The organism is Ornithinicoccus hortensis (assembly GCF_006716185.1).
Taxonomy (GTDB): domain Bacteria; phylum Actinomycetota; class Actinomycetes; order Actinomycetales; family Dermatophilaceae; genus Ornithinicoccus; species Ornithinicoccus hortensis.
In genome coordinates, this window is record NZ_VFOP01000001.1 from 2,646,762 (window position 1) to 2,666,150 (window position 19,389).

16 protein-coding genes are annotated in these 19,389 nt (G+C 72.3%); 9 read left to right on the forward strand and 7 right to left on the reverse strand.

What is annotated here, in order from left to right; translation table 11 throughout:
• Nucleotides 1-29: 29 nt before the first annotated feature.
• Nucleotides 30-512, forward strand: coding sequence for an SRPBCC family protein (locus FB467_RS12400; protein WP_141785373.1), 483 nt, complete (start codon nt 30-32; stop codon nt 510-512).
• 110 nt (nt 513-622) lie between these two features.
• Nucleotides 623-1,972 carry a zinc metallochaperone AztD gene (aztD, locus tag FB467_RS12405; protein WP_141785374.1) on the forward strand — a complete coding sequence of 450 codons (1,350 nt, stop codon included), beginning with the start codon at nt 623-625 and terminating at the stop codon, nt 1,970-1,972.
• An 83-nt stretch (nt 1,973-2,055) separates the two neighbouring features.
• On the opposite strand, the gene FB467_RS12410 is transcribed toward aztD, so the two are convergent.
• The 5 genes from FB467_RS12410 to FB467_RS12430 all read right to left on the reverse strand — a co-directional run bounded on the left by FB467_RS12410 (nt 2,056) and on the right by FB467_RS12430 (nt 7,565).
• Nucleotides 2,056-3,027 (reverse strand): bile acid:sodium symporter family protein, encoded by a 972-nt coding sequence (locus FB467_RS12410; protein WP_141785375.1) that lies wholly within the window; start codon nt 3,025-3,027, stop codon nt 2,056-2,058.
• A gap of 111 nt (nt 3,028-3,138) precedes the next feature.
• Entirely contained in the window at nt 3,139-4,116 is a 978-nt protein-coding gene (locus tag FB467_RS12415; RefSeq protein ID WP_141785376.1) for a glycine betaine ABC transporter substrate-binding protein, read from the reverse strand.
• 85 nt (nt 4,117-4,201) lie between these two features.
• Entirely contained in the window at nt 4,202-5,170 is a 969-nt protein-coding gene (locus tag FB467_RS12420; protein ID WP_141785377.1) for an ABC transporter permease, read from the reverse strand.
• Complete coding sequence (locus FB467_RS12425; protein WP_141785378.1) at nt 5,167-6,408, reverse strand: quaternary amine ABC transporter ATP-binding protein; 1,242 nt, start codon at nt 6,406-6,408, stop codon at nt 5,167-5,169. The genes FB467_RS12420 and FB467_RS12425 overlap by 4 nt, the downstream gene beginning before the upstream one ends.
• A gap of 206 nt (nt 6,409-6,614) precedes the next feature.
• The gene (locus FB467_RS12430; protein ID WP_141785379.1) at nt 6,615-7,565 is read right to left on the reverse strand and encodes a LysR family transcriptional regulator; all 951 of its coding nucleotides are present in this window, start codon (nt 7,563-7,565) and stop codon (nt 6,615-6,617) included.
• Nucleotides 7,566-7,638: 73 nt separating this feature from the next.
• On the opposite strand from FB467_RS12430, the gene FB467_RS12435 reads away from it, so the two are divergent.
• From FB467_RS12435 to FB467_RS12450, 4 genes are all read left to right on the forward strand, one after another.
• Nucleotides 7,639-9,678 (forward strand): NADH:flavin oxidoreductase, encoded by a 2,040-nt coding sequence (locus FB467_RS12435; protein ID WP_141785380.1) that lies wholly within the window; start codon nt 7,639-7,641, stop codon nt 9,676-9,678.
• A gap of 20 nt (nt 9,679-9,698) precedes the next feature.
• Nucleotides 9,699-11,003, forward strand: a complete 1,305-nt coding sequence (locus tag FB467_RS12440) for an aromatic ring-hydroxylating oxygenase subunit alpha (protein ID WP_194288316.1) — start codon at nt 9,699-9,701, stop codon at nt 11,001-11,003.
• A 5-nt stretch (nt 11,004-11,008) separates the two neighbouring features.
• On the forward strand, nt 11,009-12,112 hold the full coding sequence (locus FB467_RS12445) for an FAD-binding oxidoreductase (RefSeq protein ID WP_228393210.1): 1,104 nt from the start codon (nt 11,009-11,011) through the stop codon (nt 12,110-12,112).
• Nucleotides 12,113-12,184: 72 nt separating this feature from the next.
• Entirely contained in the window at nt 12,185-13,294 is a 1,110-nt protein-coding gene (locus FB467_RS12450) for an alcohol dehydrogenase catalytic domain-containing protein (RefSeq protein WP_141785382.1), read from the forward strand.
• On the opposite strand, the gene FB467_RS12455 is transcribed toward FB467_RS12450, so the two are convergent.
• Nucleotides 13,275-16,385 carry an ATP-binding protein gene (locus FB467_RS12455; protein WP_141785383.1) on the reverse strand — a complete coding sequence of 1,037 codons (3,111 nt, stop codon included), beginning with the start codon at nt 16,383-16,385 and terminating at the stop codon, nt 13,275-13,277. The genes FB467_RS12450 and FB467_RS12455 overlap by 20 nt on opposite strands.
• Before the next feature lie 68 nt (nt 16,386-16,453).
• Here FB467_RS12455 and FB467_RS12460 point away from each other — a divergent pair, with 68 nt between their 5' ends.
• Nucleotides 16,454-16,813 carry an ArsC/Spx/MgsR family protein gene (locus tag FB467_RS12460; RefSeq protein WP_141785384.1) on the forward strand — a complete coding sequence of 120 codons (360 nt, stop codon included), beginning with the start codon at nt 16,454-16,456 and terminating at the stop codon, nt 16,811-16,813.
• 21 nt (nt 16,814-16,834) lie between these two features.
• Here the strand turns inward: FB467_RS12460 and FB467_RS12465 are convergent, their stop codons facing one another.
• Nucleotides 16,835-17,200, reverse strand: coding sequence for a helix-turn-helix domain-containing protein (locus FB467_RS12465; RefSeq protein ID WP_211350604.1), 366 nt, complete (start codon nt 17,198-17,200; stop codon nt 16,835-16,837).
• A 125-nt stretch (nt 17,201-17,325) separates the two neighbouring features.
• Here FB467_RS12465 and FB467_RS12470 point away from each other — a divergent pair, with 125 nt between their 5' ends.
• Entirely contained in the window at nt 17,326-19,002 is a 1,677-nt protein-coding gene (locus FB467_RS12470) for a PHA/PHB synthase family protein (protein ID WP_141785385.1), read from the forward strand.
• 83 nt (nt 19,003-19,085) lie between these two features.
• The gene (locus tag FB467_RS12475) at nt 19,086-19,367 is read left to right on the forward strand and encodes a hypothetical protein (RefSeq protein ID WP_141785386.1); all 282 of its coding nucleotides are present in this window, start codon (nt 19,086-19,088) and stop codon (nt 19,365-19,367) included.
• The last annotated feature ends 22 nt before the right edge of the window (nt 19,368-19,389 follow it).

Sequence of the window (19,389 nt, forward strand, 5' to 3'; positions counted from 1 at the left end):
GCGGTCGCCACGGGCATAGCCTGGCAGACATGGCCGAACGGCAGCCCCGAGCCGCCTTCAGGTTCACCACGACCTGGGAGGTGCCCGCTGCACCGGGTCGCGTCTTCCAGACGCTCGCCGACCTGTCCGCCTATCCCGCCTGGTGGCCACAGGTCGAGATCCAGGAGATCCGCCCCGACCAGACCTGCCTCGTCCACGTCCGGGGCCTCCTCCCCCGCCGGATCCAGGTCACGCTGAGCCCGCGCACCGCGGACGAGGTCGTGCACCGGCTGGGGATCTGGGTCTCGGGCGACCTGCAGGGGTGGGCCCAGTGGCTGCTGGGCCCGGGACGGGAACCCGGGACGACCCTGGCCCGCTACCACCACGAGGTGACCCTCAACGCCTCGCGGCTGCGCAGCGTCGCACTCAGCGGCCCCGTGCGCCTCAACCACGCCTGGCTGTTCCGCCAGGGCCACCGCGGCCTGGTCCGGCACCTCGACTCCTCGGTAGCAGGCACCCGCCCCACGCACTGAGCGACGACCGCGCGGACTGGAGGACGACCGCCCAGGCCCCGGCGCCCCCCTACCGCACCCCGAGAGTGCCCGAGTTGACGCGCGCTTCTCGAATGAGAATGATTCTCGCTATGACTAAGAGATCCGTACTCCTGCCCCTGCCCGTCGCCGCCCTCGCGCTCCTGCTCGCCTCCTGCGGAGGTCAGGTGGAAGGGGACGCCGCCGTCGAGGCCACGGCGGGGAGCGGCACGACGGCGGAGGACAACGACGAGGACCACGCCCACGACGATGATCACGACCACGAGGAGAGCCACGACCACGAGGAGGGCCACGACCACGGCGCCGGCCACTCCGACGATGCCCGCAGCACCGCGGAGTCGGCCGGGGCCAGCCCGCGGCTGGGCGTGACCTTCGACGGGGGCGTGCTCGTGCTGGACGCGATGACGCTGGAGGTGCTGGGCGACTTCCCCGCCGACGGATTCCTCCGGCTCAACCCGGCCGGTGACGGGCGGCACTTCCTGGTCACCGAGGGCGACGCCTTCCGGGTGCTGGACGCCGGGGCCTGGAGCGAGCCGCACGGCGACCACGACCACTCCTACACCACCGAGCCGCTCCTGACCGACCAGTCCTTCGCGGGCGACCACCCGGGCCACGTCGTCCACCACGGCGGACGGACGGTGCTGTTCCACGACGGCACCGGGCAGATCGACGTCTTCGATCCCGCCGACCTGAGCAGCACGGCCCTACCGCACCTGGCCGAGTTCGCGACCCCCGAGGCGCACCACGGGGTCGCGGTGGTGCTCTCCGACGACAGCCTGCTGCACACCGTGGGCAACGAGGACTCCCGCAGCGGAGCGGTCGTGCTCGACGCCTCGGGGGACGAGGTGGCTGCCAGCCACGAATGCCCGGGCGTGCACGGTGAGACGGTCGCCGCCGACGAGGTCGTCGTGCTGGGCTGTGAGGACGGCGTCCTGCTGTACGGCGACGGCGAGTTCCACAAGGTGAGCGCCCCCGATGCCTACGGGCGCAGCGGCAACCTGGCCGGCTCCGAGGAGTCGCCGGTCGTGCTGGGCGACTACAAGACCGACCCCGACGCCGACCTGGAACGCCCCACGAGCGTGGCGCTGATCGACACCCGGAGCCAGGAACTGACCGTGGTCGACCTGCCGGCCAGCTACTCCTTCCGCTCACTGGGCCGCGGACCGGGCGGTGCGGCCCTCGTGCTCGGCACGGACGGCACGCTGCGGTCGCTGGACCCCGAGACGGGAGAGGTCACCGCCGAGACCGCGGTGGTGTCGGAGTGGGAGGAGCCGGAGGACTGGCAGGCACCCCGGCCGACGCTACGCGTGCAGGGCAACTTCGGCTACGTCACCGAGCCGGCGACCAGCACGCTGCACGTGGTCGACCTCACCACGGCGGAGGTGATCGACAGCACCACCCTGCCGGTGGTGCCCAACGAGCTGAGCTCGGTCACCGGCTGATGCGTCCCGGGGCCCCGGTCGACCCGGTGGGCGCCGTGATCACGGGACCGCTCACCGGGTGACCGGGCGCGCCGGCGCCGGTATCACCGGCCGGTCGGGTGCCGCCGGAACCAGCCGGCGATGAGGGCACCGGAGAGGTTGTGCCAGACGGAGAACACCGCGCCGGGCAGCGCCGCGACGGGTGTGAAGAAGGTGGCCGCCAGGCCCGAGGCCAGGCCGGAGTTCTGCATCCCCACCTCGATCGCCATGGTGCGTGCGCTGAGCTCGGTCTGCCCGGTGATCCGGCCGAAGCCGTAGCCGAGCAGGATGCCCAGCGCGTTGTGCAGGACGACCGCCAGGGTCACGATCAGCCCGGCCTCGACCAGCCGGTCGGCGGACAGGGAGACCACGATCGCCACCACGATGCAGATGACCAGCACCGAGAACCACGGCATGGCCGGCAGCACGCGGCGCACCAGCGCGGGCTGGAACATCCGCACGGCCAGCCCCAGGATCACCGGGATCAGCACGATCTGCACGATCGTCTCGGCCATCCCCCGCCCGTCGACGGGCAGGCGCTCCCCCACCAACCACAGCGTCAGCAGCGGGGTCATCACCGGCGCCAGCAGGGTGGAGACCGAGGTCATCGCCACCGACAGCGCCGTGTCGGCCCGGGCCAGGTAGGCGACCACGTTGCTGGCCGTGCCGCCGGGGACGCAGCCCACGAGGATGACCCCCACGGCGAGCTCGTCCGACAGGCCGAGCGCCTTGGCCACGCCCCACCCGACCAGCGGCATCACGGCATACTGCGCGAAGACGCCGAGGAGCACCGGCAGCGGCCGGGTGAGGACCAGCCGGAAGTCCGGCAGGGTCAGGGTCAGCCCCATCCCGAACATGATCACCCCGAGCAACGGGGTGATCAGGTCGGCCTGGGTCGAGATCGGGTCGGCCGCGACGTATCCCAGCACCCCCGCCAGCAGCACCAGCAGGGGAAAGATCGTGACGGCGCGGTAGGCGCTGCGGTCCTCCGCCGCCGTGGGGCCGGGACGTCCGGAGGTCTCCTCACGCGTGCTCATGACGAGCCACTGTGCCAGAGCCGCGCCGGGATCCGGTGGTGGCGCGCCCCGACGACGATGGCCCGCGCCGGACGCTGTGTCCGGCGCGGGCCATCCCGACCAGTGGTCCGATCAGCCCTTCAGGCTGTCGATGAAGTCGGGGTTCTCCTCCAGCCAGGCCTCGATGGCCTCTTCCTCCTGGCCCGACTCGAACTGGTTGACCACGGTGTCCTCCAGGGACCCGTAGGCCTCGTCGTCGAGCTTGAAGTTGGCGAACATCTCCGCCACCTCGGGGAACTCCTCGCTGAAGCCCTTGGTCGCGATCGCGTTGAGCGTCTCCGGCTCACCGAGGGCACCCTCGGGGTCCTCCAGGTCCCTCACCGGGAACGCGCTGTTGGCCCAGAACGGACGCCACAGCGTGACGACGATGTCCTCCTCGTTGTCGATCGCGTCCCCGAGCTGGGTCAGCATGGAGGTCGTCGAGGACTCGACCAGGGTGTAGTCGTCCAACCCGTAGGTCGGGATGACGCTCTCCTTGGTCACCCGGGTCAGCCCGGCGCCCGGCTCGATCCCGATGATCTTGCCGTCGAACATGTCCACGTTGTCGGGCAGCTCGGCGATCGAGGTGATGTCGGTGTACTCCGGCACCGCGAAGGTGAGCACCGCGCCCTCGTAGTAGGCGCCGAGGTCCTCCAGCTGGTCGCCGTACTCGTCCATGTATGCCGAGTGCGTCACCTGGGGCCAGGCGGAGGGGTAGATGTCGATGTCGCCCTCGGCGACACCGGTGAACAGCGGGGCTGCCTCCGGGATGTCGGTGACGGTGACGGTGTAGCCCTCGGACTCGAGGACGTTCTTCCACAGGTAGGCCGTGCTCAGACCGTCGGTCCAGGACGGGATGATCCCCAGGGTGATCTCGCCGCCCTCGCCACCGCCGCCACCGGCGGCCTCGCCGGACTCACCGGCGTCGTCGCCTGCGTCGCTGTTGCCGGCGTCGCCGCCATCGCCGTCGCCGTCACCGGCGTCGTCGGATCCGCAGGCTGCTGTCGTCAGGACGAGGGCCAGCGCCCCCGCAATGGCGCCGCTGCGCCGCACGATCGAATTGCGTTTCATTGTGCTCTTCCTCTCCTTGGTGCGCTCCCGGCGGTCTGGCCGGGAATGGATTGGTCGGTGCGGGCCGTTCGGCGCGCGTCGGGTCTCAGGTGTGTACCCCTGCCGAGGGGCGGCCCGCCGGGTCCTCCTCCAGGTCGGCCTCGGTCTGCTGGGCCGCGTCCGCGCGGATGGGTCGGCGCCGGCGCAGGCGGGCCAGGCTGCCACCGCCCACCGAGGCGGTGAGCCGGTCCAGGTAGATGGCCAGCGCGACCACGGACAGGCCGGCCTCGAAGCCGAGCCCGATATTGAGGGTCGAGATGGCCGAGATGACCTCGGCGCCCAGCCCGGGGGCACCGACCAGGCCGGCGATGACCGCCATGGACAGGGCCAGCATGATGACCTGGTTGACGCCGGCCATCACGGTGGGCATGGCCAGCGGCAGCTGGATGCCGCGCAGGATCTGCCGTGGGGTGCCGCCGAAGGCGTGGCCCGCCTCGACGACCTCGGCGTCGACCTGCCGGATCCCCAGCTCGGTGAGCCGGACGGCGGGCGGCAGCGCGAAGATGATGGTGGCGACCATGCCGGCGGGCACCGCGATGCCGAACAGGGTGACCACGGGGACCAGCCAGACGAAGCCCGGCATCGTCTGCATCAGGTCCATGACCGGCCGGACCAGCGCGCTCACCCGGCGCCACCGTGCCGCGGCGATCCCGAGCGGGATGCCGATCACGAGCGCGATCAGGGTGGCGATGAGCACCAGCGACAGCGTAAGCATCGCGTTGTCCCACTGGTCCATGCCCACGACGGCCGCCAGCCCGATGAGCGACCCGATCCCGAGCTTCCAGTCCTTGACCAGCCAGGCGAGCAGGGCCAGGATCACGACGACCACTAGCGCGGGGGGCGCCGTCAGGGCGTCGGCCAGCGTCTCGACCGAGGTCTCGATCACGTCGGCGATGGCGCGGAAGAAGTCCCGGAAGTTGGCCTTGACCCAGTCGAAGCCGGTGTCGATCCAGGCGCCGAGCGGGATGCGTGGGATCCCCGCGTCGACGAACTCCACGGTGGGCAGTCTGGTCATGGGGCAACCCCTTGGCTCGCGTGCTGGTCGATCCCGTCGCCCGGGCGGTGTGCTGCGTCGTCCGAGTGCCCCGCACCGCCCAGCGCGCTGAGCAGGGTGACCTTCGGGATGACTCCCAGGAGGCGACCGCCCTCGACGACGGCGAGGGCCGTCCTGCTGTCGGCGGAGGAGGCGAAGAGGTCGGCGACCGCCACGTCCGGGGCGACCGTGACGGCCGGTTGGAGCACGCCGGCCAGGTCGTCGCCCTGGGTCTGCACTGCGGCGGCAACATCGGCCTCGGTCACCACCCCGCGCAGCGTGTAGTCGCGGTCGACGACCATCAGGGAGGACAGCTGGTTCTCCCGCATCAGGCGGTGCGCCACACGGGGCCCCTGCTCGGAGCCGAGGACGGCGACGGGCGCCTCCATCACCGAGGAGGCGGTCAGCACCCTGGTCCGGTCCACGTCCTGCACGAACTGGGCCACGTAGTCATTGGCCGGGTCGTTCAGGATCTGCTCGGCGGTGCCCACCTGGACGATCCGCCCGTCGCGCATCATCGCGATCCGGTCGCCGAGGCGCATCGCCTCGTTGAGGTCGTGGGTGATGAACAGGATGGTCTTGCCCAGTTTGTGCTGGAGCTCGACGAGCTGGTCCTGCATCTCCCGCCGGATGAGGGGGTCCAGGGCGCTGAACGCCTCGTCCATCAGCATCACGTCGGTGCCCGCCGCCAGCGCGCGGGCCAGGCCGACGCGCTGGCGCATGCCGCCGGACAGCTCCCCGGGCAGCGAGCCGCCCCATCCGCCGAGTCCGACCATGGACAGGGCCTGCTCGGCCTTGGCCTCCCGGTCGGAGCGGTTCATGCCGCGCAGCGCCAGCCCGTAGGCCGCGTTCTCCCCCACCGAGCGGTGCGGCAGCAGGGCGAAGTGCTGGAAGACCATGCTGACCCGCTCCCGGCGCAGCGCCCGGAGCCCCTTGGCGTCCAGGGCCCCGACGTCCTCGCCGGCGACCGTGATGCTGCCGGAGGTCGGCGGCTGCAGGCCGTTGACCATCCGGATCAGGGTCGACTTGCCCGACCCCGACAGCCCCATCACCACGAAGATCTCGCGCTCGGAGACGTCGAAGGAGGCGTCGATGACGGCGGCGGTGATCCCTTCCTTGCGCAACTCCTCCCGGCTGGCACCCTCGGCGAGCCGCTGCACGGCACGCTCGGGGCGCTTGCCGAAGACCTTGTAGACATGGTCGGCCTGGATGACTGGCACCGTAGTGCGCTCCCATCGTCCTCGGCGTCGGCCGTCTGCCGTCACCTCGGTGCGGCGGCGTGGCGCGTGAAGGGCGTCTGCTGGTTGTCGCAGAGCGGGACACGGGACCCGGACCTACAGCGCGTCAGTGACCTGCCGCCCGCCCAAACTACCAACCAGCAGGCGCCGGTGGGGCTCTGGAAGCCCGCTCGCCGGTAACGTTCTCGTTACCTTTTCGCCGTGTCGACGGGGGCGGGACCGCTCGCCGGAGCCCGTGCCGCACCGGCGGCGACCTCCCTCAGGGCCTCGAGCGCGGCCGCGATGACGGGCTGCCGGCTGCTGCCGCGACGGACCCCGGTGCGGATGTAGCGGGCGGGGGTCGGGTCACCCCGGAGGGGCACCCGGGTGATGTCGTAACCACCTGGCAGCCGGGCCAGGCGGGGCACCAGCGAGACCCCCAGGCCGGCATCCACGAGGGCGGCACCGGTGTCCCACTCCGCGGCCTCGTGGGCCACGGACGGGGAGAACCCGGCCGCGGCACACGCGGCTTGGGCCAGGCCGTGCAGCGGCCGGCCGGGCCGGTCCAGGATCCACGACTCCTGCGCCGCCTCGCTCAGGGACACCGAGCTGCGCCGCGCGAGGGGGTGGTTGGCAGGCACCAGGAGGTCCAGGGGATCCTCCAGGAGCGCCTCCTGGTCGAAGCGCGGGTCCGACGGCGGCGGCAGCGCCGGGATCGCGACGACGACCGCGACGTCCGCGCGTCCGGCCAGGAGCAGGTCGAAACAGTCCGCGGGGTCGGCCTCGATGATCCGCACGGTGCAGTAGGGGTGCGCGGCGCGGACCCGGGCAGCCACCTGGGGCAGCAGGGCCGCGGCGGCGGTGGAGAACCCGCAGAGCCGCAGCGACCCGACCCGCTCCGGCTCGGACTCGGCGAGCTCGGCCCGGATCTCCTCCCACCGCGCGAGCAGCTCCTCGCCGCGCTCGACCAGCAGCCGGGCGGAGGCGGTCAGCCGGACACCCCGACCATCGGGCTCCAGCAGGACCAGGTCGAGGTCACGGGCCAGGCTGCGCAGCTGGTGGGACACCGCGGAGGGGGTGTAGTTGAGGGCCGCCGCGGCGGCCGTGACCGTGCCGTGCGCGGCGACCAGGCGCAGCACCTGGAGACGGGGGTCGATCATGGACCATTATTGCACGGTTCCGTGCACAAACTGTTGATTCTCCTCAGGAGTCATCGGGTCCACACTGGGCCGTATGGCACTGCTCGACCCCCTGCTGGAACCGTTCCGGATCAAGGGAGTGACGTTGCGCAACCGCATCGTCAGCACCTCGCACGAGCCTGCCTACTCCGAGGACGGCCTGCCCACGGACCGCTACCGCGCCTACCACGTCGAGAAGGCCCGCGGCGGGATCGGGCTGACCATGATCGGTGGCTCCGCGGTGGTCGCGCCGGACAGCCCGCCGGCCTTCGGCAACCTGCAGCTGCACCGCGACGAGATCGTGCCCTGGCTCGCGCGGCTGGTCGAGGAGGTGCACGAGCACGGGGCCGCCGTGATGACCCAGGTCACCCACCTGGGCCGGCGCAGCAGCAACTTCTCCGGGGAGTGGCTTCCCCTGGTCTTTCCCTCACCGCTGCGCGAGCCCGCGCACCGCTCCTTCCCGAAGGTGGCCGAGGAGTGGGACCTGGACCGGATCGTGCGGGACTACGCCAGCGCCGCCGAGCGCTGCGTCGCGGCGGGCCTGGACGGCATCGAGCTGCAGCACTGGGGCCACCTGATGGACGCCTTCCTCTCCCCCGCCACCAACCACCGGACCGACGACTACGGCGGCTCGCTGGAACACCGGATGGCCTTTCCCCGGCGGGTGATCCAGGCGGTCCGGGCGGCGGTGGGGCAGGACTTCGTGGTCGGCATCCGGATGTCTATGGACGAGGACCGCCCCGACGGGCTGGGCAGGGAGGAGGCCCTCGCGGCGGTGCGGCACTACGTGGGCGACGGCATCGATTACCTCAACGTGGTGCACGGGACAATCGAGAGCGACGCGACCCTGGCGCGCGGGATCCCCTCGATGGGCACGCCCTCGGCGCCCTTCCTGGAGTTCGCCGGAGAGGTCCGGCGGGCGGTCGACGTCCCGGTCATGCACGCCACCCGGATCGCGGACGTGGCCACGGCCCGGCACGCGGTCCGCGCCGGGCTGGTCGACCTGGTCGGGATGACCCGGGCCCACCTGGCCGACCCGCACCTGGTGGCCAAGCTCACGGCGCACCAGGAGGACCGGATCCGTCCGTGCGTCGGGGCCAACTACTGCCTCGATGCCATCTACGAGTCGGGCGACGCGAAGTGCATCCACAACCCGGCGACCGGCCGGGAACTGTCCGTGCCGCACCGCATCCGCCCCGGCCGGGGCCCGTCGCGCCGCGCCGTCGTCGTGGGCGCCGGCCCGGCCGGGCTCGAGGCCGCCCGGGTGCTCGGCGAACGCGGCCACCGGGTGGTGGTGCTGGAGGCTGCCGATGCCCCGGGTGGCCAGGTCCGGCTCGCCTCGTCGGCCCCGCGCCGCCGCGACCTGATCGGCATCGTCGACTGGCGGGTGGCCGAGGCCAAGCACGCGGGGGTCGACTTCCGGTTCGGCATGTATGCCGAGCGGGACCAGGTGCTCGCCGAGGAGCCCGACCTGGTGGTCGTCGCCACCGGCGGTATGCCGAACCGCACCTTCCTCGCCGAGGGCCAGGGGTTGGTCAGCGACAGCTGGGACGTGATGGAGGGCAACGTCCGGGCCGGCGGCGACGTGCTGCTCTACGACGACAACGGCGCCGAGCCCGGCATGGACGCCGCGGAGAAGCTCGCCCTCGCCGGTGCGCGGGTCCACTACGTGACCCCGGAGCGGGCGCTGGCCCCGCTGGTCGGGAGCATGAACTCCCCCGCCTACCTGCGCGCCTTCGCCCTGCACGACGTGCAGGTCCGGCTCGCCCACCGGCTGACCGGGGTCCGGCAGGTCGACGGTCGGCTGGTGGCCTCGCTGCACAGCGAGTACGGCGGCCAGACCCTGGAGCAGCCGGTGGACCGCGTCGTCGTGGAGCACGGCACGCTGCCCAACGACGAGCTCTACCGGGACCTCGTCCCCGGCTCGAGCAACCTGGGCGAGGTGGACCACCGGGCGCTGCTCGCGGGCACCCCGCAACAGGTCACCACCAATCCGGACGGTCGCTACCAGCTGTTCCGGATCGGCGACGCCGTCGCCAGCCGCAACATCCACGCCGCCATCTACGACGCCCTCCGGCTCTGCCACACCGCCTGATCGACCCCGAGGAGCCCTCCGTGACCACCGTCCTTCCCCCCGCGTCCCAGCCCGTCACCACCGACCACCCCGTCACCACAGACCAGCCGGTCGACCCGGCGGCACTGGTCGCCCGGCGCCGCCCGGGATACGCGTTGGAGGGCCCGTTCTACACCAGTCGGGAGTTCTTCGACCTGGACATCGACGCGATCTTCGCCAAGCACTGGATCTTCGTGGCCACCGAGCCCGAGATCCCCGAGCCGGGCGACTTCATCACCGTCGAGCTCGGTCGCTACTCGGTGATCCTGATCCGGGACGACGACGGCGGGGTGCAGGCCCTGCACAACGTGTGCCGGCACCGCGGGTCCCGGGTGCTGCTGGACGCCAAGGGCTCGGTGGGCAACCTGGTCTGCAGCTACCACCAGTGGACCTACGCGGCGGACGGTCGGCTGCTCCACGCCGGCGACCAGCCGCCCACCTTCGACAAGGGATGCTTCGGCCTCAAGAAGGTCGCCGCCCGCACCCTCGGGGGCCTCATCTTCATCTGCCTCTCGCCCGCGCCGCCGCCGGACTTCGACGACGTCGCCGAACGGGTCGCGCCCTACCTGGCCCCGCACCGTCTCGCCGAGACCAAGGTCGCCGCCCAGGTCGACCTGGTGGAGGAGGGCAACTGGAAGCTGGTCATGGAGAACAACCGTGAGTGCTACCACTGCGAGGCCGGGCACCCGGAGCTGACCTGCACCTTCTTCCCGACCTACGGCTATGCGCTGGAGGAGATCCCGCCGCGGCTGATGCCCGCGCACGCGCGGTACCTCGCCGCCGAAGCCCACCTGGAACGGGCCTGCACCGAGCGCGGCATGCCGTTCGCGCCGATCGAGGAGCTGCAGGGACGGTCCACCGCGTTCCGGGTCCAGCGGGAGGCGCTGGACGGCGCCGGGGAGTCCTACACCAGGGACGGGCGCGCTGCCTCCCGCAAGCTGCTCGCCGACTTCGACACCCCACGGCTGGGACGGCTCAGCCTGCACTTCCAGCCCAACTCCTGGTTCCACTTCCTGGCCGACCACGTGGTCACCTTCACCGCGCTGCCGCTGGCACCGGACCGGACCCTGGTCCGCACCACCTGGCACGTGCACCGCGACGCGGTCGAGGGCGTCGACTACGACCCGGACATCCTCACGGACGTCTGGCGGATGACCAACGAGCAGGACGGCGCCTTCGTCGGACGCACCCAGGCAGGGGTGAGCAGCCCTGCCTTCGAGCCCGGTCCCTACTCGACCAACGAGTACCAGGTGGACGCCCTCGTCAGCTGGTACATCGAGCGACTCGAGGAGCACCTCGCACCATGACGGACATGCTGACCAGGACCCCCGGCACCACCTCCCCCGAGTGGGTCGAGGAGTTTGCCGGCGTGCTGACCTGCACCGCGGTCACCGACATCACGCACGACGTCCGCAGCTTCAGTTTCGCCCTCCCCGGTGGGGCCGGGCTGCTGTTCCACCCGGGGCAGTACCTGACCCTCCAGCTGGACCTCGACGGTGGGACCGTCGAACGCTGTTACACGATCTCCTCCTCCCCCGCGCTGTCGGCGGGCCCGACGATCACGGTCAAGCGCGTGCCGGGCGGCCCGGTGTCGAACTGGCTGCACGACCACCTGCGGCCCGGCGACGTGCTCCGCGCGTCGGGCCCACTGGGCGTGTTCAGCACGGCCCACCACCCCAGTCGGCGCTACCTGTTGCTGTCCGCCGGCAGCGGGATCACCCCGCTGATGTCCATGGTCCGGGACCTGCGGGACCGGGCGGACGGTGCGGACGTGGTCTTCGTGCACTGCGCACGGACTCCCGCGGACATCATCTTCCGCACGGAGCTGGCCGAGCTGGCCGCCTCGGGCGTCGCGGCCGTCCACATCCTGTGCGAGGAGGACTCGCCCACCGAGACCTGGGAGGGGCCGCGGGGTCGGCTGACCCTCCCGGCACTGTTCGGGGCGGCGCCGGATCTGTTGGAGCGGGAGGTCTTCAGCTGCGGCCCGCCGCCCTTCATGGCGGCGGTCCGCGAGCACCTCACCCTCGTCGCGGCCGACCCCGCCCGGTGCCACGAGGAGTCCTTTGTGCTGGGCACCGCCGGGGCCCCGCCGGCCCCCGGCGCGACACCCTCCGGGCCGGGCGATCCGTCCCTGGGCTCCGGGACGGCACCCACGACATACACCGTGGAGTTCCTGCGCAGCGGACGGGTCCTGGAGTGCGACGAGCACACCACCGTGCTGTCCGCCGCGGCCGCGGCCGGCATGTCCCTGCCCTCGTCCTGCACCGAGGGTCTGTGCGGCACCTGCAAGAGCACCCTGGTGTCCGGCGAGGTCGACATGCAGCACCAGGGCGGCATCCGGGCCCGGGAAGTCGCCCTGGGCAAGTTCCTGCCGTGCTGTTCCCGACCCCGCAGCGACCTGCAGGTCGACGCCTGAGGCTACGGTTGGGCCTGTCGCCCACCCCCCGCCGGCCCGGCCCCCCGGTCCGGCCGACCGAAGGAGACTCGCGTGCAGATCCACGGAGCCGTCCTGGAGGAGATCGGCCGCGCCCGGCCGTTCTCCGCCACCGCGCCCATCACGGTCTCCGAGCTCGAGCTCGCCCCGCCGGGCGCGGGTGAGCTCCTGGTGCGGATGGAGGCGGCCGGGGTGTGCCACTCCGACCTGTCCGTCGTCGACGGCAACCGACCGCGGCCGGTGCCGATGCTGCTCGGGCACGAGGCCGCGGGCGTCGTGCAGGAGGTCGGGCCCGGCGGCTCCGACCTGAGTCCGGGGCAGCGGGTCATCATGACCTTCCTGCCGCGGTGCGGCGAGTGCGCCGGCTGCGGGACCGGTGGCCAGCTCCCGTGCGTGCCCGGCTCGGCCTCGAACAACGCCGGCGAGCTCCTGGCCGGGGGCCGGCGGCTCACCCGGGACGGCGCGCCGGTGCACCACCACCTGGGTGTGTCCGGCTTCGCCACCCACGCCGTCGTGGACCGACGGTCCGTGGTGCCGGTCGACGACGACGTCCCGCCGACGGTCGCGGCGCTGATGGGGTGCGCGGTCCTCACCGGGGGCGGTGCCCTGATCAATGCCGCCCCTCCCCGACCCGGACAGACCGTGCTGGTCGTGGGGCTCGGCGGGGTCGGGATGGCCGCCGTCCTCACCGGGGTGGGCCTGGAGGGGGTCACCGTGATCGGGGTGGACGCCGTCCCCGACAAGCTGGACACGGCTCGCGCCCTCGGCGCCGCCGAGGCGCTGACGCCGCAGGAGGTGGTGGACCGCGGGATCAAGGGCGACGTGGTCGTGGAGGCCGTCGGCCACGCCCGCGCCTTTGAGTCGGCGGTGCGGGCGACCGCGCCGGGCGGGACCACCGTCACGGTGGGCCTCCCGGCTCCCGACGCGCTGGCGCAGATCTCCCCGCTCGGCCTGGTGGCCGAGGGGCGGACGGTGCGCGGCAGCTACCTCGGCTCGGCCGTGCCGGAGCGCGACCTCCCGGTCTTCGTCGACATGTGGCGCGCGGGTCGCCTGCCCGTCGAGAAGTTGGTGTCCGCCACCCTCGGCCTCGACCGGATCAACGAGGCGATGGACCAGCTCGCCGACGGCCTGGCCATCCGTCAGGTCATCGAGTTCCCGGGCTGACCTGCTCGCCCACGGGCGCCGGCGCTCCCTCGAGCAGTTCCCGGTGGGCCCGCACGTCCTCCAGGAAGGAGCGCCGGCGGTCGGCGTCCGTGAACCGGTCGGCCTGCTCCCGGAGCAACGTGCGACCCACGTCCAGGACGGCGGCCAGCCGCTCGTCCCCGATCATCCGTAGCACCCCGACGACCCGCGCGTAGACCTCCGGTAGGTCCAGGACACCCGGCAGGTCGCGCTCCAGGAGTTGCGGCACGACCTCGTCCAGCTGCAGCCGGGCCTCCGGAACGTCCCCCGCCCGGGCGGCGACCGCCGCCAGCCCGGCCCTGGCCACGGGGTGGGCGACGGGCACATCCAGGGTCAGGACGGCCGCATAGGACTCGCGGGCGGCCGACAGGTCCCGCTCCCCCTCGAGCTGGGCGTGTCCGAGCAACAGGAGTGCCTCCGCCTCGACGCGGGGGTCTCCCAGCTCGACGCCCAGGTCGCGTGCCTGACCTGCCAGGTCGTCACAGCCCTCGGCATCTCCGTCGGCCAACCGGAGGGCGGCGAACTGCATGGTGACCAACACCTCGACGTCCCGGTCACCGACCTCGGCGCCCAGCGCCAGCGCGCGGTCCAGGTAGTCCCGGGCGTGTGCGAACCGTCCGGTGGCACGGGCCACCTCGCCCAGGTTGGCCAGCCGGAAGGCCTGGTCCTGCCGGTCCCCCACGGCCTCGTCGATCTCCAGACCCTCCTTCTCCGCCACCTCGGCCGCCGGGTAGTCGCCGAGGGTGCGGTGCAGCCCACCGAGCAGACCCACGGTGCGGGACACGGCATACGGCCCACCGACCTCGCGGTTCAGCACCAGGGCCTGCTCCAGGTGGTGGCGCGCCTCCACCAGCCGGAGCCGGGTGGACAGCAGCAGCCCCAGGTTCGCCTGGGTCCGGCCGGCCGCCCGGCGGGCACCGATCTGCTGCGCCAGGGCCAGGGCCTCCTCGAGCCGGGCCGTCGCATCGGTCAGGTCGTTGCTGCGCCAGCTGTTCACCCCCAGGTGCATCAGGCCCCCCACGACCCCGAAGGTGCGCCCGTCCTGCTGGTTGATCGCCAGCTCCTGCTCGAAGTGCCGACGTCCCTCGTCCCGGTGCCCGGTCAGGTCGGCGACCAGCCCGAGCCCGGCGTGTGAACGCGCCTCGAGTTCCCGGTCACCCACCAGACGGGCCAGCGTCATGCCGCGGTCGAAGGCCTCCCCTGCGGCCTCGTACGACTGGGCCGAGACGAGCGCGTCCCCGAGCACGACCCGGGCTCGCGCCTCGCCCGGGGTGTCGCTGAGGACGAGGTAGGCGTCGGCGGCGGCCTCGGCGTGGCTCACCGCCCCCGGGTAGTCGCCGGTCCGTTCATCGTGCTCGGCACGGAGCAACCGGACCGCGGCCCGCGTCGTGGGATCGGTGGAACGGTCGACCAGCTCCTCCAGCGCCGTGATGTCCTGGTCCGCCGCCGCGTCGTCGGCAGCCACGGCGTTCACCCCGACCCGGGCCGTGAGCAGCCGGACCCGGTCGGCATCGTCCGGGGCCCACTCCAGCGCCTGGGCGTAGAGCCGGAGCGCGTCCTCCCGGGCGAAGGCGGCGGCCGCCCGGTCCCCCGCGAGCTCGGCATACCGCAGCGCCTTGTCCGGCACCCCGGCCAGGTGGAAGTGGCGGGCCAACGCGGCCAGAACCTCCGGGTTGTCGGCGCCGTACAGCTCCTCCAGCGCCGCCCCCACGTCCTCGTGCAGGAACCCCGCCTCGACCGGGTCCAGGTGCTGGAGCAGGTAGTGCTGCACCGTGACGTGGGAGAACCGGTAGCGGGAGAGCCGGCGGTTGCCCGAGCGCTCGATCCCGACGGCGGAGACCAGCCGGTGCCCCCTGTTCAGCGGCCCGCTAAGGTCGCGGACCAGGTCCCGGACCTCCACCCGGCAGGCCAGCGCCACCACCTCGGCGGTGAACTCCTCCCCCTCGACCGCGGCCACGGTCAGGGCCCGCTGCAGCTCCTCGGGCAGCCGGGCGAGCCGTTGGCCGATGACGCCCTCGACGCGGGCGGGCAGCTTCTCCCAGTCCAGTCCGGGTGCCGGGACCCACCCCTGGGCGTCCAGCCACCGGATGCCCCCGTGGTCCTGCAGGTGGTGCACCAGCTCCACGGTGAACAGCGGGTGGCCCCCGGTCCGGGAGTGCAGCGTGGCCCGGAAGTCCTCGTCGAGGTGGTTGGGCTCCTGGTCCAGGAAGGCGTCCACGAAGACCCTGCCGTCGTGTCCCTCGTCCAGGTCGACCGTGATGTCGCCGAACTGGCGCGCGAGCTCGGCGGCCACCTCGTCCAGCGGGTGTCGGTCCGGCCCCTGGCCGAGGGTCACCTCGCTGGTACGGTAGGTCCCCACCACGAGGAGTTTGCTGCCCTCCAGCCTCCGGCCGAGCCGGCCCAGCAGGGCGAGGGAGGCGGCGTCGGCCCACTGCAGGTCCTCCAGCACCACCAGCAGCGGCAGGTCCTGGCCGAGGCGGCAGAGCACCCGCACGTACTGCTCGAAGATCTGGTCCTGGTCGACCGCGCCGTTGACCTCGGGGTCGGCCATGTCCCGGGCGTGGGACGCGGTGTCGCGGAAGGCGGCCGGGTGGCCCGCCTGGAGCCCGGCCTGGTGCCGCGAGGCGGCCGACTTCTTGGCCATCAGGATGCCCACGTTGGCCAGCAACGCACCACCGGGGATGAACAGGCCCACCAACGAGGGGCCCAGCGCGGAGACCGTCTCCCGGCTGAGCGCGCGGACCCGGTGGGGTTGGGCGGTCCCCTCCGCCGGCGCCGGCTCCCCCGGGCCGCCCGGCACGTCGCCGGTCAGGCTCTGCAGCACCTCCCGGAACGGGAGGAAGGCGTCCCCGCGTCCGGACTGGGGGTCGCACCGCCCGACGGCCACGACCAGGTCCTCGTGGCCGGCCCGCGCCCTGGCGGCGAACTCGTTCACCAGCGAGGTCTTGCCCGCACCGCTCTCCCCGCGCACGAAGAGGACCCGCCCGTCGCCGCCCAGCACCTGCTGGAAGGTCTCGTCCAGGCGGGTCAGCTCCGGGCCACGCGCGACCAGGTTGACGCGGACGGTGCCCACGATCAGATGGTAGGGACGCCGGGGGGACGTGGGAAGAGGCCGATCCCCACGGCGCGTAGGGTGCCGCCATGGCCGACGACGTGACCCTGCTGCACAACCCCCGGTGCTCCACCTCCCGCTCCGCCCTGGAGACCCTGACCGACGCGGGTGTCCCGACCGAGGTGGTCCGCTACTTGAGTACCCCGCTGGACGAGGAGCAGCTGCGCGAGCTGGCCGCCAAGCTGGAGGACCCGGTCACCGACCTGGTCCGCAGGGACGCGGCGTTCGCCGCGCTCGGACTCACCGACGAGGACGTCGCCACGGTCGACCAGGTGGTCACCGTGCTGGCGGAGCACCCGAAGCTGATGCAGCGCCCGGTGCTGGTGCGTGGCGACCGGGCCATCATCGGTCGGCCCAAGGACCGGGTGGCCACGTTCCTTGCCGACTGACCGGCCCCGGAGCCGGACGGTTCAGCCGGTCGCGGCCCGTTGCACGCGGGTGGTGGTGACCATCGCGACATACACCTCGGTCAGCGCCCGACGCTGAGCCGCCGTCAGGTTGGGGTCGGCCTTGATCAGGTCCCGCATGGCCTCCTCGGAGTCCGTGTCGTCCTCGGTGCGCTCGTCGACCAGGTCGGAGACCGGAACCCCCAGGTGCTCGGCGATGTTGCGCAGCACCTGCTCGCTGGGGGCGCGGAGGCCGTTCTCGATCTGGGACAGGTAGGGACCGGAGATCCCGACCATCGAGGCGAACTGGCGCATCGGCACGGCCGCCAACTCGCGCTGGCGGCGGATCAGCTCCCCCATGCTCATCGGGAACGGGTCGGCGTCGCTCATCCTGCCATGCTACCCAGCGGGTCCTGGCGCTACGCTCGGGGCGAGCCGAGACGGAGGTTGTTCCTGTGACTACTGCCGAGACGACGGGGATCCCCCAGACATCGCTCGTGCCCACACTCGCCACGGTGACCGGGGCAGTCCGCACGACCCAGGCCAAGCTGGACCCGCTCGGGCTGGTCCCCGCCGCCGGCACCGTGCTCTCCCGGGCCGCCGGCAACCCCGTCGGCCTCGTCGGTGCCGCGACGCGCCTGGCGACCGGTCTGGCGCTGACCCCGGTCGCTGCCGCGGCCCGTTCACTGGGTCTGCCCGCCCACCCCGCGGTCGAGCCGGACCCCCGGGACCGGCGGTTCTCCGACCCCACCTGGGAGGGCAACCCCGCCTTCTTCGCCCTCCAACAGCTGTATGCCGTGGCCTGCCGCTACGCCGACGACGTGCTGGCCGCCGGGAACCGGGGGGACGACCTGGCCGACCAGAAGGCCCACTTCGCGGCGCGGCTGGTCACCGAGGCCCTGGCACCGACCAACTTCCCGCTGACCAATCCCGAGGTGCTGGTCCGGGGGCTGCAGACCGGTGGCCTGAGCTACCTGCAGGGGTTGCGGCTCGCCCTGGAGGACCTGCGGGAGCGCGGCGGGGTCCCCGAGCAGGTGGACGCCTCCGGGTTCGAGCTGGGCCGGGACCTGGCGGCGACCGAGGGCAAGGTGATCTTCCGCAACGACCTGATCGAGCTGATCCAGTACGCCCCGCAGACCGACCAGGTTCACGAGGTCCCGATCCTGTGCAGCCCGCCGTGGATCAACAAGTACTACGTGATGGACCTGGCGCCTACCCGGAGCTTCGTGGAGTGGGCGATCCAGCACCAGCGCACGGTCTTCATGATCAGCTACCGCAACCCGGACGAGTCGATGCGCGACCTGACCATGGACGACTACCTCAAGCAGGGCGTGCTGGCCCCGCTCGACGTGGTCACTGCCGTCACCGGGAGCGAGAAGGTCGACCTGGTCGGCGTCTGCCTCGGCGGGGCCCTGGCGACGATGGCCGCCGCCCACCTGGCGGCGCGGGGCGATGAGCGGATCGGGTCGATCACCACGATGAACACCCTGCTCGACTACTCCGACCCCGGGGAGCTGGGCTGCATGGTCGACGCCGACACCTTGGAGCGGCTGACCGTGCGGATGGCCGAGACGGGCTTCCTGGCCTCGGAGGACATGGCCATGGCGTTCAACCTGTTGCGCCCGCGCGACCTGATCTTCCGCTACGTCCCGAGCCGCTGGTTCAAGGGCGAGCAGGCGCCAGCCTTCGACATCCTGGCCTGGAACTCCGACGCCACCCGGATGCCGGCAGCGATGCACGGCACCTACCTGCGGGACCTGTACGGCGACAACCTGCTGGCCAAGGGCGAGTACGCGCTCGGCGGCATCACGCTGGACCTGTCCACGGTGACTGCGGACGCCTACGTCGTGGGCGCGGTCAACGACCACATCGTGCCGTGGCTCTCCTCCCACGCGGCCACCCGGCTGCTCGGGGGGCAGGTGCGCTACGTGCTCTCCTCCGGCGGTCACATCGCCGGCATCGTCAACCCGCCGAGCCCGAAGGCCTGGTACGAGGCGATCCCGCTCGGGACCGACACCCCTACCGACGGGGACCTGTGGCGCGAGGCCGCGACACGGCATACCGAGTCGTGGTGGGAGGACTGGGCGCGCTGGTCGACCGAGCGGGCCGGCGCCCTGACCAGGCCTCCCCGCATGGGCAGCCGGAAGTACCGCCCGCTGGGTGACGCCCCCGGCGACTACGTCCGGGGTTGACGATTTGCACCGTTAGCACGAGGCTGCTAACATTGCTAACACAGTCGCACACAGACTGCCCCCGAGACGAAAGGAGGCCTCCCATGGCCACCACCGGCAAGAACGAAACCCCCTTCCCCACCGCCGACGAGGCCGTCGAGCGCATCCGTGAGCTCAACGAGAAGCTGATCGCCGCCGCCAAGCAGAGCGGCAACGTGTCCCTCGACGCCTACGAGAAGACCCTGAAGGACATGCTCGCCTTCTCCCAGAAGGCCGCCGGCGCGACCCAGCTGGACTTCGTGCAGGCCGTCACCCAGGCGCACTCCACCTACATCAGCGACATCAGCAAGGCGTTCACCACCGCCGCCCGCGAGGCGCTGAAGTAAGTCGGCACCGCGTAGCCTACTC